Annotated in this window: 14 protein-coding genes; 12 read left to right on the forward strand and 2 right to left on the reverse strand. The window is 39.1% G+C overall.

Going from position 1 to position 12,698, the window contains the following annotated elements; genetic code table 11:
* Positions 1–26: 26 nt before the first annotated feature.
* Positions 27–1,037 carry a Holliday junction branch migration DNA helicase RuvB gene (gene ruvB, locus I6852_RS03605; protein ID WP_197291399.1) on the reverse strand — a complete coding sequence of 337 codons (1,011 nt, stop codon included), beginning with the start codon at positions 1,035–1,037 and terminating at the stop codon, positions 27–29.
* Positions 1,038–1,850 carry a 3-methyl-2-oxobutanoate hydroxymethyltransferase gene (gene panB, locus I6852_RS03610; protein WP_197291398.1) on the reverse strand — a complete coding sequence of 271 codons (813 nt, stop codon included), beginning with the start codon at positions 1,848–1,850 and terminating at the stop codon, positions 1,038–1,040. It lies immediately after the preceding gene.
* Between the two features lie 148 nt (positions 1,851–1,998).
* Here panB and I6852_RS03615 point away from each other — a divergent pair, with 148 nt between their 5' ends.
* Genes I6852_RS03615 through I6852_RS03670 form a run of 12 tightly spaced genes read left to right on the forward strand, consistent with a single transcriptional unit; the run spans position 1,999 to position 12,645 of the window.
* Positions 1,999–2,721, forward strand: coding sequence for a hypothetical protein (locus I6852_RS03615; RefSeq protein ID WP_000523302.1), 723 nt, complete (start codon positions 1,999–2,001; stop codon positions 2,719–2,721).
* A complete protein-coding gene (locus I6852_RS03620) occupies positions 2,711–3,580 on the forward strand; it encodes an outer membrane beta-barrel protein (protein ID WP_197291397.1) in 870 nt (289 codons plus the stop codon). The genes I6852_RS03615 and I6852_RS03620 overlap by 11 nt, the downstream gene beginning before the upstream one ends.
* 8 nt (positions 3,581–3,588) lie before the next feature.
* Entirely contained in the window at positions 3,589–4,533 is a 945-nt protein-coding gene (locus I6852_RS03625) for an outer membrane beta-barrel protein (RefSeq protein WP_197291396.1), read from the forward strand.
* 9 nt (positions 4,534–4,542) lie between these two features.
* On the forward strand, positions 4,543–5,865 hold the full coding sequence (locus I6852_RS03630; RefSeq protein WP_197291395.1) for a M23 family metallopeptidase: 1,323 nt from the start codon (positions 4,543–4,545) through the stop codon (positions 5,863–5,865).
* A gap of 2 nt (positions 5,866–5,867) precedes the next feature.
* Entirely contained in the window at positions 5,868–6,455 is a 588-nt protein-coding gene (gene minC, locus I6852_RS03635) for a septum site-determining protein MinC (RefSeq protein ID WP_197291394.1), read from the forward strand.
* Positions 6,452–7,339: a UDP-3-O-acyl-N-acetylglucosamine deacetylase gene (gene lpxC, locus I6852_RS03640; RefSeq protein WP_197291393.1), complete on the forward strand. Its 888-nt coding sequence runs from the start codon at positions 6,452–6,454 to the stop codon at positions 7,337–7,339. The genes minC and lpxC overlap by 4 nt, the downstream gene beginning before the upstream one ends.
* Positions 7,340–7,360: 21 nt before the next feature.
* On the forward strand, positions 7,361–7,858 hold the full coding sequence (locus I6852_RS03645; protein WP_197291392.1) for a tRNA (adenosine(37)-N6)-threonylcarbamoyltransferase complex dimerization subunit type 1 TsaB: 498 nt from the start codon (positions 7,361–7,363) through the stop codon (positions 7,856–7,858).
* Positions 7,859–7,911: 53 nt separating this feature from the next.
* Complete coding sequence (gene thrB / locus I6852_RS03650) at positions 7,912–8,793, forward strand: homoserine kinase (protein WP_121292195.1); 882 nt, start codon at positions 7,912–7,914, stop codon at positions 8,791–8,793.
* On the forward strand, positions 8,780–9,034 hold the full coding sequence (locus tag I6852_RS03655; protein WP_001232504.1) for a DUF448 domain-containing protein: 255 nt from the start codon (positions 8,780–8,782) through the stop codon (positions 9,032–9,034). Before thrB ends, I6852_RS03655 begins: the two co-directional genes overlap by 14 nt.
* The gene (gene infB / locus I6852_RS03660; RefSeq protein ID WP_197291391.1) at positions 9,031–11,877 is read left to right on the forward strand and encodes a translation initiation factor IF-2; all 2,847 of its coding nucleotides are present in this window, start codon (positions 9,031–9,033) and stop codon (positions 11,875–11,877) included. Before I6852_RS03655 ends, infB begins: the two co-directional genes overlap by 4 nt.
* Entirely contained in the window at positions 11,877–12,212 is a 336-nt protein-coding gene (gene rbfA, locus I6852_RS03665) for a 30S ribosome-binding factor RbfA (protein WP_000991152.1), read from the forward strand. The genes infB and rbfA overlap by 1 nt, the downstream gene beginning before the upstream one ends.
* Positions 12,205–12,645: a ribosome maturation factor RimP gene (locus I6852_RS03670; RefSeq protein WP_197291390.1), complete on the forward strand. Its 441-nt coding sequence runs from the start codon at positions 12,205–12,207 to the stop codon at positions 12,643–12,645. The genes rbfA and I6852_RS03670 overlap by 8 nt, the downstream gene beginning before the upstream one ends.
* Positions 12,646–12,698: the final 53 nt, after the last annotated feature.

Consider the following 12,698-nt stretch of genomic DNA (forward strand, 5'->3'; position numbering starts at 1 on the left):
TAGTGTAATTTTCTTTCTAAACAAGATTAAAATAAAGTTTGGGGGTTTAAAGTGGGGATTTTTAAAAGCGCATGGGTTTTAGGCGTGGCGATTCTGCCTTTAGCGGTGCGCTCTAAATAACCATTAGCGAGTAAAAAAGGCTCAATCACATCTTCAATCGTGCCTTCATCTTCTCTCATAGACGCTGCAATCGTATTCAAACCCACCGGCTTTCCTTGAGCGTTAGCCAACAAAGATAAATACGCCAAATCCGCTTCATCAAAGCCCAATTCATTCACGCCTAATTCATTCAAAGCATGCAAAGTGATGTTTAAATCCATCAAGCTTGAATTTTTGACTAGCGCAAAATCGCGCACCCTTTTTAAAAGCCTTAAAGCGATCCTTGGCGTGCCTCTGCTCCTTCTAGCGATTTCATCAGCGCTTTCTTCTTTGATGTCTTGGTTGAGTTTAACGGCGGCTTTTTTGATGATGAGAGCTAGTTCGCTAGGGCTATAAAATTGCATTCTAAAACTCATACCAAATCTGTCTCTTAAGGGGTTAGAGAGCATTCCGGCTCTAGTGGTAGCGCCGATGAGGGTGAAAGGGGGTAAATCAATTTTAATGGTTTGAGCGGCTGGGCCTGAGCCTATGATAATATCCAGTCTAAAATCTTCCATAGCCGGGTATAAAACCTCTTCAATCGCTGGGCTGAGTCGGTGGATTTCATCAATAAAAAGAATGTCTTTAGCTTGCAAATTCGTCAAAATGGCGGCTAAATCACCGCTTTTTTCTATCATGGGAGCGGCGGTGATTTTGATATTGGTTTCCATTTCTTTAGCGATGATATGGCTTATTGAAGTTTTACCCAAACCGGGCGGGCCAAAAAAGAGCATGTGATCCAAACTTTCTTGGCGTTTTTTAGCCGCGCAAATAGAAATTTGCAAGTTGCTTTTAATCTTTTCTTGACCGATAAAATCTTCCCAAAGATTAGGGCGCAAACTCACTTCTTGAGAAGTTTCAAAATCCAAAGTTTCTAAATTGACTATCCGTTCTTTCATTTAATGATAACTTTCTAACTCGTTAGGGAAGTTTCCCTTTTTCACATCATCAGCGTATTGCTTGATAGCGTTTTGAACCAATTCTTTCCCTTTGAGGTATTCTCGCACGAATTTAGGCTTAAAACTATCAAAAAAGCCTAACATATCGCTCCACACTAAAATCTGCCCGTCGCAATCTTTACCGCTCCCTATGCCGATCGTGGGGATTTTGATTGTTTGCGTGATTTTTTGAGCGATAGGGGCGGTTATGCCCTCTAAAACCAACAAACCCGCCCCGGCTTCTTCTAAACTCAAGGCGTCTTCTAAAAGTTTTTTTTGTTGCTCTTCATTTTTGCCCTTAATCTTATAACCTCCATCAAGACGCACGAATTGGGGCATTAAGCCGATATGCCCTACCACGATAACGCCCTCATCAGTGAGCGTTTTAACCAGTTTCGCTTTTTCTTTCCCTCCCTCTAGTTTGATCGCGCTCGCTTGGGTTTCTTTATAAACTCTGATGGCGTTTTTTAGGGCTGTTTTTTCATCTTTATAGCTTCCAAAAGGCATGTCTGTGATGATAAAAGGAGTCTTAGCGCCCGCACACACGGCTTTGGTGTGATAGAGCATCATTTTTACACTCGCGCTTAAAGTGTCGTTTTGGTTGAAAAAACTCATATTCAAACTATCGCCCACCAAAATCACATCCACTAGCGGATCAAATATTTGAGCGAACAGCGCATCATAAGCGGTAATGGCGATGATTTTTTCTTGATTTTTTTTAGCTTGGAGGTGGTTGAGAGTGATCTTTTTAATTGGGGCGGTTTGCATGCTCATTAAAAATCCTAAGTGTTAAATATAGTGGCATTGTAGCATGACTTTATTGGGGTGGGTAAAAATTTTACTCCATTTTAACCGGTCATTTTAATTATTTTAGTATAATTGAAAGAAACTTTTAACAAACAATTCAAGGGATTTAGCGATTTTGGGTCTTAAAAAACATGTTATTTTATGGTCTTTAATGGGGTTTTATGCGGGATTGAATGCGCTTGATTATGATACCCTAGATCCGAAATACTATAAATATATCAAGTATTATAAAGCCTATGAAGATAAAGAAGTTGAGGAATTGATCAGAGACTTAAAAAGAGCGAACGCTAAAAGCGGGCTTATTTTAGGGATCAATACCGGGTTTTTTTACAACCATGAAATCATGGTTAGAACCAATAGTTCCAGTATCACCGGGAATATTTTAAATTATTTGTTCGCTTATGGCTTGCGTTTTGGCTATCAAACTTTCAGGCCGTCGTTTTTTGCGCGCTTGGTTAAGCCCAATATCATTGGCAGGCGCATCTATATCCAATATTATGGAGGGGCTCCTAAAAAAGCGGGCTTTGGGAGCGTGGGGTTTCAATCGGTTATGCTGAATGGGGATTTTTTATTGGATTTTCCTTTGCCTTTTGTGGGGAAATACCTTTATATGGGGGGTTATATGGGTTTAGGTTTAGGGGTTGTAGCGCATGGGGTGAATTATACGGCGGAATGGGGGATGTCTTTTAACGCAGGATTGGCTCTAACGGTATTAGAAAAAAACCGCATTGAATTTGAATTTAAAATTTTAAATAATTTCCCTTTTTTGCAATCTAATTCTTCAAAAGAGACTTGGTGGGGAGCTATAGCAAGCATTGGGTATCAATATGTGTTCTAAAAAAATAAGAAATCTCATTTTATGCTTTGGTTTTATTTTAAGCTTGCACGCTGAAGAAAATACGGCTCAAGAGAATACGACTGAAGAAAACATGATTAAAGAAAATACCTCTAAAGACGCTCCCATTCTTTTGGAAGAAAAACGCACCCAAACGCTAGAGTTTGAAGAAAACAAGGAAGTTAAAAAGAATATTGATGAAAAAAGTCTGCTTGAAGAAATCCATAAGAAAAAACGCCAGCTTTACATGCTCAAAGGGGAATTGCATGAAAAAAATGAATCTCTCTTATTCCAGCAAATGGCTAAAAGTAAGAGCGGTTTTTTTATAGGCGTAATCCTTGGCGATATAGGGGTTAGCGCTCATCCTAACGCCCGATCTTATGAGAGCTTTGAACCTTTAAACAATATTCAGGCTTCTCCTTTGTTGTATGGCTTAAGGAGCGGGTATCAAAAGTATTTTGCTAACGGGATTAGCGCCTTACGCTTTTATGGGGAGTATTTAGGAGGAGCGATGAAAGGGTTTAAAAGCGATTCTTTAGCCTCTTATCAAACCGCAAGCTTGAATATTGATCTATTGATGGATAAGCCTATTGACAAAGAAAAAAGGTTTGCGTTAGGGATATTTGGAGGCGTTGGAGTGGGGTGGAATGGGATGTATCAAAATTTAAAAGAGGTTAAAGGGTATTCACAGCCTAACGCTTTTGGGCTGGTGTTGAATTTGGGGGTGAGCATGACGCTTAACCTCAAACACCGCTTTGAATTAGCCTTAAAAATGCCTCCCTTAAAAGAAACTTCGCAAACTTTTTTATATTATTTTAAAAGCACTAATATTTATTATATTAGTTACAACTATTTATTGTAAAGGCTAAAATGTTGAAATTTAAATATGGTTTGATTTATATCGTGCTCATACTGGGACTTCAAGCGACAGATTATGACAATTTAGAAGAAGAAAACCAACAATTAGACGAAAAAATAAACCATTTAAAGCAACAGCTCACCGAAAAAGGGGTTTCACCCAAAGAGATGGATAAGGATAAGTTTGAAGAAGAATATTTAGAGCGAACTTACCCAAAGATTTCTTCAAAGAAAAGAAAAAAATTACTCAAATCTTTTTCCATAGCCGATGATAAGAGCGGGGTTTTTTTAGGGGGTGGGTATGCTTATGGGGAACTGAACTTGTCTTACCAAGGGGAAATGTTAGACAGATACGGCGCGAATGCCCCTAGCGCGTTTAAAAACAATATTAAGATTAACGCTCCTGTTTCTATGATTAGCGTTAAATTCGGGTATCAAAAATACTTCGTGCCTTATTTTGGGACACGATTTTATGGGGATTTATTGCTTGGGGGAGGGGTGTTAAAAGAGGATGCAAGCAAGCAGTCTGTAGGCTCGTTTTTTTATGTTTTAGGGGCTATGAATACCGATTTATTGTTTGACATGCCTTTAGATTTTAAGACTAAAAAGCATTTTTTAGGCGTTTATGCGGGTTTTGGGATAGGGCTTATGCTTTATCAAGACAAGCCTAATCAAAACGGGAGGGATTTGGTAGTAGGGGGTTATTCAAGCCCTAATTTTTTATGGAAATCTTTGATTGAAGTGGATTACACTTTTAATGTGGGCGTGAGTTTAACGCTTTATAGGAAACACCGCTTAGAGATTGGCACCAAATTACCGATTAGCTATTTGAGGATGGGAGTAGAAGAGGGAGCGATTTATCAAAATAAAGAAAATGATGAACGATTGTTGATTTCAGCTAACAACCAGTTCAAGCGATCCAGTTTTTTATTAGTGAATTATGCGTTTATTTTTTAAGGCTTGATCTTGGAGTTAAGGTTTAAAATTTTAGCGTTAGTCGTTTTAATTTTGGGGGGTTATTTGATTTTTAACGCTTTAATCACAAAACCTAGAGCTTTAAGTTTTATTTTAAAGAGCGAAGAAAATGCGCTTAATGACAACAATGGAGCGCTTTTTTGGGATTTGAAAAAACCCATTAAGGTTAAAATAGTAGCCCCAAAGGGCATCAAACGCTATGAGATAAAAGTAACCACAAAAGACAATTTGATCTTATATGAAAAAGAAAGTCTGGTATTGGATAAACCCAAGTCTTTAGAAGTGCCTTTGATTAGGCCTGAAATCATGGGATTAGAAGACAAGTGCCTTGATTATGAATTTCAGGCGAGCGATTGGAGCTATGCTAATTTTTTCAATGGCAATAAGGCGTCTTTCAAACAGGAAGTGTGTGTTGATACGATAAAACCCTCAATCGTTATTTTATCTCGTTCTCCAAGCATCGCTTATGGAGGGAGCGCGATAGTCATCTTTGAAGCTTTGGATAAGAACTTGTCTCAAGCGTTTGTGCGCGTCAAAAAAAAGGATTTTAAAGCTTTCAGGCTTGTAGAATTCAAGCAGCGTAATGTTTTTATCGCTCTAGTGCCTTGGTCTTATAAAAATAAGGATTTTAAGGCGTTCATTGTCGCTAAAGATAAAGCCTATAACTCTAATACCACCCCTTTATTACTCAAGCGAAAAACCCATCGTTTGAGGGAAAAAGATATAGACTTAAGCGCCTTAAAAGATAAGATTGCAAAGCAAGAAAAATTTCAAAACTACACTGAGCAAACTTTATTAGAAAGATTTTCCAACGCGCGCTTAAAAGATTTAGAAAAAATCCAAAAGATCGCTTTAGAGCAAGGGGATTTTGATAAGGATTTTTCCCATTTTCAAGCGCTAAAACCCTTGAATGGGCCTTTTAAAATGGCAAGCAATTTTTTAGAAAATCGGCGTATCTTAAAGGACAATCAGGTGTTGTTCCAATTCTTGCATTTAGGGGTGGATTTGATACCTAGTAAGGATTTATCTTTAGCGTTTGATTTATCTGTGAAGAGGGTTTTTAAGGGGGAGTTGGATTTTTATGGTAATAGTTTAATCAATTGCTATGGGCTAGGTTTGTGCGTTTTTTTAGCGCATCTAAAAGATGATGAAAGCGTGGGGAGTAGTGGTTTGAAATTAGGGATTGGGTTGCATTTAGGAGTGCTTTTGCAAGGGGTTTTTGTCCGGCCTAATGAATGGCTTAATGAGCAATGGATAAAAACCAATATCATCACCCCCATAGAGCAAGCCAAACGGCTTTTAATGAAAGGATAGTCATGTTAAAAACGAATCAAAAAAACGTGCATGCGTTTGAAATTGAAAAGCAAGATCCTGAAGCGGTCATGGAATTTTTAGAAAAAAACCATGCCCTTTTGCAGTATTTTCTTATTATATTTAAATATGATATTGAACCAGAAGTCAAAGCCATTTTGCACAAATACCAGCTTTTGTTTTTAGAAACGAATCGCGCTTTAAACGGACGCCATATCAAAACCATGCCTTTAAAAGAAGAAACCAATCATTCAAAACCCAATCATTCTAAAACAGAAACCAAAACAACGATTTATGAGCACCATATCAGGAGTGGGGAAGAGATTTATAGCGCTAATCATCTTATTTTTTTGGGTAATATCCACAATGGAGCGAAGATTATTTCAGAGGGCTGTGTGTCGGTTTATGGGGTTTGCGAAGGGGCGATTGTGTGCTTTGGAGAGTGCTTGATTTTGAAAGAAGTCAAGAGCGCTCAAATCGTTTTTCAAAATAAAATTTTGTCTTTAAAAGAGGTTGAACGGCTTTTAGTAAATAAAAATATTAAAATAATCACTAAAAATGACGATATACTAGACATAAAGGAAGTATTATGAAACAAACAACCATTAACCACTCTGTGGAATTAGTAGGGATAGGCTTGCACAAGGGCGTTCTTGTGAAGCTTGTTTTAGAGCCTTTAGGAGAAAATCAAGGCATTGTTTTTTACCGCTCTGATTTGGGCGTGAAGCTCCCCTTAAAACCTAAAAACATCGTGGATACCAAAATGGCAACCGTGTTGGGTAAGGATAACGCTAGAATTTCTACGATTGAGCATTTGCTTTCAGCTATCCATGCGTATGGTATTGACAATCTTAAAATCTCTGTGGATAACGAAGAGATCCCTATCATGGATGGGAGTGCTTTGACTTATTGCATGCTTTTAGATGAAGCAGGGATTAAAGAATTAGACGCTCCTAAAAAGGTGATGGAAATCAAGCAAGCCGTTGAGGTTAGAGAGGGCGATAAATTTGTTAAAATTGAGCCAGACAGCCAACTTTCCTTGAATTTCACGATTGATTTTAACCATCCGGTTATCGCTAAGCAAGCCCACCATTTTGTCTTTAGTAAAACCGCTTACAAAGAGCAAGTCGCTAAAGCCCGCACCTTTGGGTTTTTGCAAGAAGTGAATTACTTGCGATCCATTGGTTTGGCTAAAGGGGGGAGCTTGAATAATTGTATCGTGCTGGATGAAAACAGCATTTTGAATAAAGAGGGCTTGAGGTGCGAAAAGGAATTCGTGTGCCACAAGATTTTAGACGCTATGGGGGATCTAATGGTCTTAGGCATGCCTGTGATGGGCAAATACACTTCTTTTTCAGGGAGTCATAAACTCAATTCCATGTTGGTTAAAGCCATTTTAGCGGACGCTAAAAATTACGAAGTTTTGATCGCTACGAATCCGGCTAAAGAATTTGCGTTGCAAAAGGCTTTCGCTTAATCCTAAATTAGGGTTTATTTTTTGGAATTGGATTTAGCACTTATTTCTTTAGGCGAGGGGGTCTTGCTTGGGGTGTATCAAAACAATTTTTTATGCGCTTCTTACACTTCCAAATCAAAAACAAGTGAAGCTTTGGTGGAAGTTTTTTTGCAATTATTCAAAGATTTTAAAAACCCCACCATTTACCCCACGATCTACCCTACTTTACCGGCGATTAAAGGGGTTTATTACGCTAAAGGGCCAGGGAGTTTCACTAGCCTAAAGCTCACGCATGTTTTCTTACACACTTTGGCTTTAATCCATGACTTTGAACTCTATTCCACCACAGGCTTTGATTTTAACGACAACACGCCCATTTTGGCGTATGCCAATAAATACTTTGTTTCAAAAGAAAGGGAAAGCTTAACCGATTTTAAGGATTTGAAAATTGCACCAAAAGATTTCATGCTGCCCTCTTTTTTAGAGAAAGACAAATTCACCCAATTGAACACGCCGTTTTACATTTTGCCTCCTATTTAGTGTATAATGCTAGTTTTAAAAATGAAAGGGTATCAACAATAGGGGTTTAAAATTTGGTAGTGAGTGTTCCTGCAACAAGTGCGAATTTAGGCCCCGGTTTTGATTGCTTGGGTTTGAGCTTGAATTTACGCAATCGGTTTTTTATTGAGCCTAGTAGCTTCCATGCGGTGAAATTGGTTGGGGAGGGTGAAGGGATCCCTAAATTTTTAACCAACAATATTTTCACTAAAGTGTTTTATGAGATTTTAAAAAAGCATGGGAATGACGGATCGTTTAAATTTTTATTGCATAATAAAGTCCCTATTACAAGGGGCATGGGGTCTAGCTCGGCGATGATTGTGGGTGCGGTCGCTTCAGCGTTTGCGTTTTTAGGGTTTGATTTTGATAGAGAAAATATTGTCAATACCGCTTTAATTTATGAAAACCACCCAGATAATATCACTCCGGCGGTGTTTGGGGGGTATAATGCAGCGTTTGTGGAAAAAAAGAAAGTGATAAGTTTAAAAACCAAAATCCCTTCTTTTTTAAAAGCGGTGATGGTGATCCCTAATAGGGCCATTTCTACCAAGCAATCGCGCCATCTCTTGCCCAAGCGTTACAGCGTGCAAGAAAGCGTGTTTAACCTTTCGCATGCGAGTTTGATGACGATGGCGATTGTGCAGGGGAAGTGGGATTTATTGCGTTGTTGTTCTAAAGACAGGATGCATCAATATAAGCGCATGCAAACTTATCCCGTGTTGTTTGTGATCCAAAAGCTCGCTTTAGAAAATAACGCCCTAATGAGCACGCTTTCAGGGAGCGGTTCGTCGTTTTTTAACATGTGTTATGAAGAAGACGCCCCTAAATTAAAGCAGGTTTTGAGCAAGAAATTCCCTAAATTCAGGGTAGCGGTTTTAGATTTTGATAATGATGGAGTCCTTATTGAGAAAGACTGAAATTAAAATCCGCATGTGTGTGGCGTGCAGAATGCGCCAACCTCAAAAGGATTTGTTGCGTTTGAAAAGTTTTGAAAATCAAATCATGGAATTTGATGGCAAAGGCCGTAGTTTTTATGTGTGTGGAAATTGTTTGAAAAATGGAGAAAAAAAGTTGTTGAAAGCGGTTTCAAAAATAAAGAACGCCCCAAAAGATACCAAAAATATCATTACTTGGATTAAGGAGAGAAGCATAGCATGAGTGGTATGGTTGATTTAAAAGAATTTTTAGCCGAGCTTGGTAAGACCCAAAAAGAGCTTAAAAATGTGATCGAGCAAGCCAAAGACATTGGTTTAGAGCTTAAGACAAATTCTAAAATGACCCCAGAGCAAGCAGGCAAGCTATACAAATACATTGTGGATGGCATTAAAGAACAAATACAAGCCAATCAACCCGCTAAGAATCTTGAACAAGACAATAAAGACGATTTGAAGATAGCCGCAACGCCTAAGCCGCTTGCTAAAAAGGCTTCCAAAACGCCTAAAAAAGAAGAAACAAAAAGCCAGCCAAAGCCCAAAAAAACTAAAGAAAAGAAAAAAGAGACTCCTACGCCTATTATCAAAAAGAAAGAAATAGAGATTGTCAATACTTTTGAAAACCAAACGCCCCCTGTAGAAAGCACCCCTAAAGCGGTTAGCCACTCTCAAATAGAAAAAGCCAAACAAAAGCTCCAAGAAATCCAAAAAAGCCGAGAAGCCCTAAACAAACTCACCCAAAGCAACACCAATACCACTAACAACGCTAACAGCGCTAGTAATGTCAGCAACGCTAAAAAAGAAATCAGCGAAGTTAAAAAGCAAGAGCAAGAGATCAAACGCCATGAAAACATTAAAAGACGCACGGGTTTTAGGGTGATTAAACGCAATGATGAAACTGAAAATGAAAGTGAAAACAGCGTAACAGAAAGCAAAAAACCCACTCAAAGCGCGGCAGCTATTTTTGAAGACATTAAAAAAGAATGGCAAGAAAAAGACAAACAAGAGGCTAAAAAAGTTAAAAAACCCAGTAAGCCCAAAGCCACCCCCACAGCCAAAAACAACAAATCCCATAAAATTGATTTTAGCGATGCGAGGGATTTTAAGGGCAATGATATTTATGATGATGAAACCGATGAAATTTTATTGTTTGATTTGCATGAACAAGATAATTTCAATAAGGAAGAAGAAAAAGAAGCACGCCAAAATATCAACGACAGGGTGCGCGTCCAAAGGAAAAACCCTTGGATGAATGAAAGCGGGATCAAACGACAATCCAAGAAAAAACGCGCATTCCGTAACGATAGCAGCCAAAAAGTGATCCAAAGCGCGATTGCAATCCCTGAAGAAGTGCGCGTCTATGAATTCGCGCAAAAAGCGAATTTGAATCTGGCTGATGTGATTAAAACCCTCTTTAATTTAGGGCTTATGGTAACTAAAAACGACTTTTTGGATAAGGATAGCATAGAAATTTTAGCCGAAGAGTTCCATTTAGAAATTTCTGTTCAAAACACTTTAGAAGAATTTGAAGTAGAAGAAGTGTTAGAGGGGGTGAAAAAAGAACGCCCACCTGTGGTGACTATCATGGGGCATGTTGATCATGGTAAAACTTCACTATTGGATAAAATCCGTGATAAAAGAGTCGCTCACACGGAAGCTGGGGGGATCACTCAGCACATTGGCGCTTACATGGTAGAAAAAAATAACAAATGGGTGTCTTTCATTGACACCCCAGGGCATGAAGCCTTTAGCCAGATGCGTAATCGTGGGGCTCAAGTAACAGATATTGCAGTGATTGTGATAGCGGCTGATGATGGCGTGAAGCAGCAGACTATTGAAGCTTTAGAGCATGCAAAGGCGGCTAATGTGCCTGTGATTTTTGCGATGAATAAAATGGATAAGCCTAATGTGAATCCGGACAAACTCAAGGCCGAATGCGCTGAGCTTGGTTATAACCCTGTGGATTGGGGCGGGGAGCATGAGTTTATCCCTGTTTCAGCTAAAACGGGCGATGGCATTGACAATTTATTAGAAACCATTCTTATCCAGGCGGATATTATGGAATTAAAAGCCATAGAAGAGGGCAGCGCTAGAGCGGTTGTTTTAGAAGGAAGCGTGGAAAAAGGGCGTGGGGCAGTGGCCACTGTGATTGTCCAAAGCGGGACTTTGAGCGTGGGGGATAGTTTTTTTGCCGAAACGGCGTTTGGTAAAGTAAGAACGATGACTGACGATCAAGGCAAGAGCATTCAAAATTTAAAACCCTCTATGGTGGCTCTCATCACAGGCTTGAGCGAAGTGCCGCCTGCGGGATCTGTTTTAATAGGGGTAGAAAACGATTCCATCGCGCGCTTGCAGGCTCAAAAGAGGGCGACTTATTTACGCCAAAAAGCCTTGAGTAAAAGCACTAAAGTGTCTTTTGATGAGCTTTCAGAAATGGTCGCTAATAAGGAATTAAAAAACATTCCTGTAGTCATTAAAGCGGATACGCAAGGAAGCTTAGAAGCCATTAAAAACAGCTTGTTAGAGCTTAATAACGAAGAAGTGGCGATCCAAGTGATCCACTCAGGGGTGGGGGGCATTACTGAGAATGATTTGAGCCTAGTCTCTAGCAGTGAGCATGCCGTGATTTTAGGCTTTAATATCCGCCCCACCGGTAACGTGAAAAATAAGGCTAAAGAATACAATGTGAGCATTAAAACTTACACGGTGATTTATGCCTTGATTGAAGAAATGCGATCGCTACTATTAGGCTTGATGAGTCCTATCATTGAAGAAGAGCATACCGGACAAGCGGAAGTGAGAGAGACCTTTAATATCCCTAAAGTAGGCACGATAGCCGGGTGTGTGGTGAGCGATGGGGTGATTGCTCGTGGCATTAAGGCGCGTTTGATTAGAGATGGCGTGGTGGTTCATACCGGCGAAATCCTTTCTTTGAAACGCTTTAAAGACGATGTGAAAGAAGTTTCTAAGGGTTATGAGTGCGGGATCATGCTAGACAATTATAATGAGATTAAAGTGGGCGATGTGTTTGAAACCTATAAAGAAATCCATAAAAAAAGAACCCTCTAATGAACGCTCATAAAGAACGCTTAGAATCCAATCTTTTAGAATTACTGCAAGAGGCTTTAGCGAGCTTGAATGATGGCGAGTTGAATTCTTTAAGCGTTACTAAGGTGGAATGCTCTAAAGGGAAACACCACGCTTTGGTGTTTGTGCTTTCATCAGATCATAAAATCCTTTCCAAATTAAAAAAAGCTGAGGGTTTGATTAGGCAATTTGTTTTGCAAGCGAGCGGATGGTTTAAATGCCCAAAACTCAGTTTTGTTTTAGATGATAGTTTAGAAAAGCAGCTCCGCCTAGACGCTTTATTCAATGAAATCGCTAAAGGGAAAGATAATGACTAAAAGAATAGAAGAGAAAATAGAGGGCGTGATTGAAAGTTTGGGTTATTTGCTTTATGATGTGAGTTTGGTTAAAGAAAATGAGCAGCATGTTTTAAGGGTGAGCCTTAAAAACCCTAACGGAGCGGTTAGTTTGGACATTTGCCAGCAAGTGAGCGAGATCATTTCGCCTTTATTAGATGTGTGCGATTTTATTCAAGACGCTTATATTTTGGAAGTGAGCTCTATGGGGTTAGAAAGAGTGCTTAAAACCCCCAAACACTTCAAGCTTTCTTTAGGCGAAAAAGTGGAAGTCAAACTCACCAATAAAGAAAGCTTTCAAGCCATCCTTAAAGATGCTAACGATTTGAGTGCGGATTTTGAATTAGAGGATCATGCTATCAAAAGCGTGGAGTATAAAGATTTAAAGAAAGTTAAAACGCTTTTTGAGTGGTGAAATAATGCGAAGCGGTAGCGTTCCTACACTTTATGAGAAATTATCGCTTGATT

The sequence above is a fragment of the Helicobacter pylori genome (assembly GCF_015904775.1).
GTDB classification, from domain to species: domain Bacteria; phylum Campylobacterota; class Campylobacteria; order Campylobacterales; family Helicobacteraceae; genus Helicobacter; species Helicobacter pylori_DM.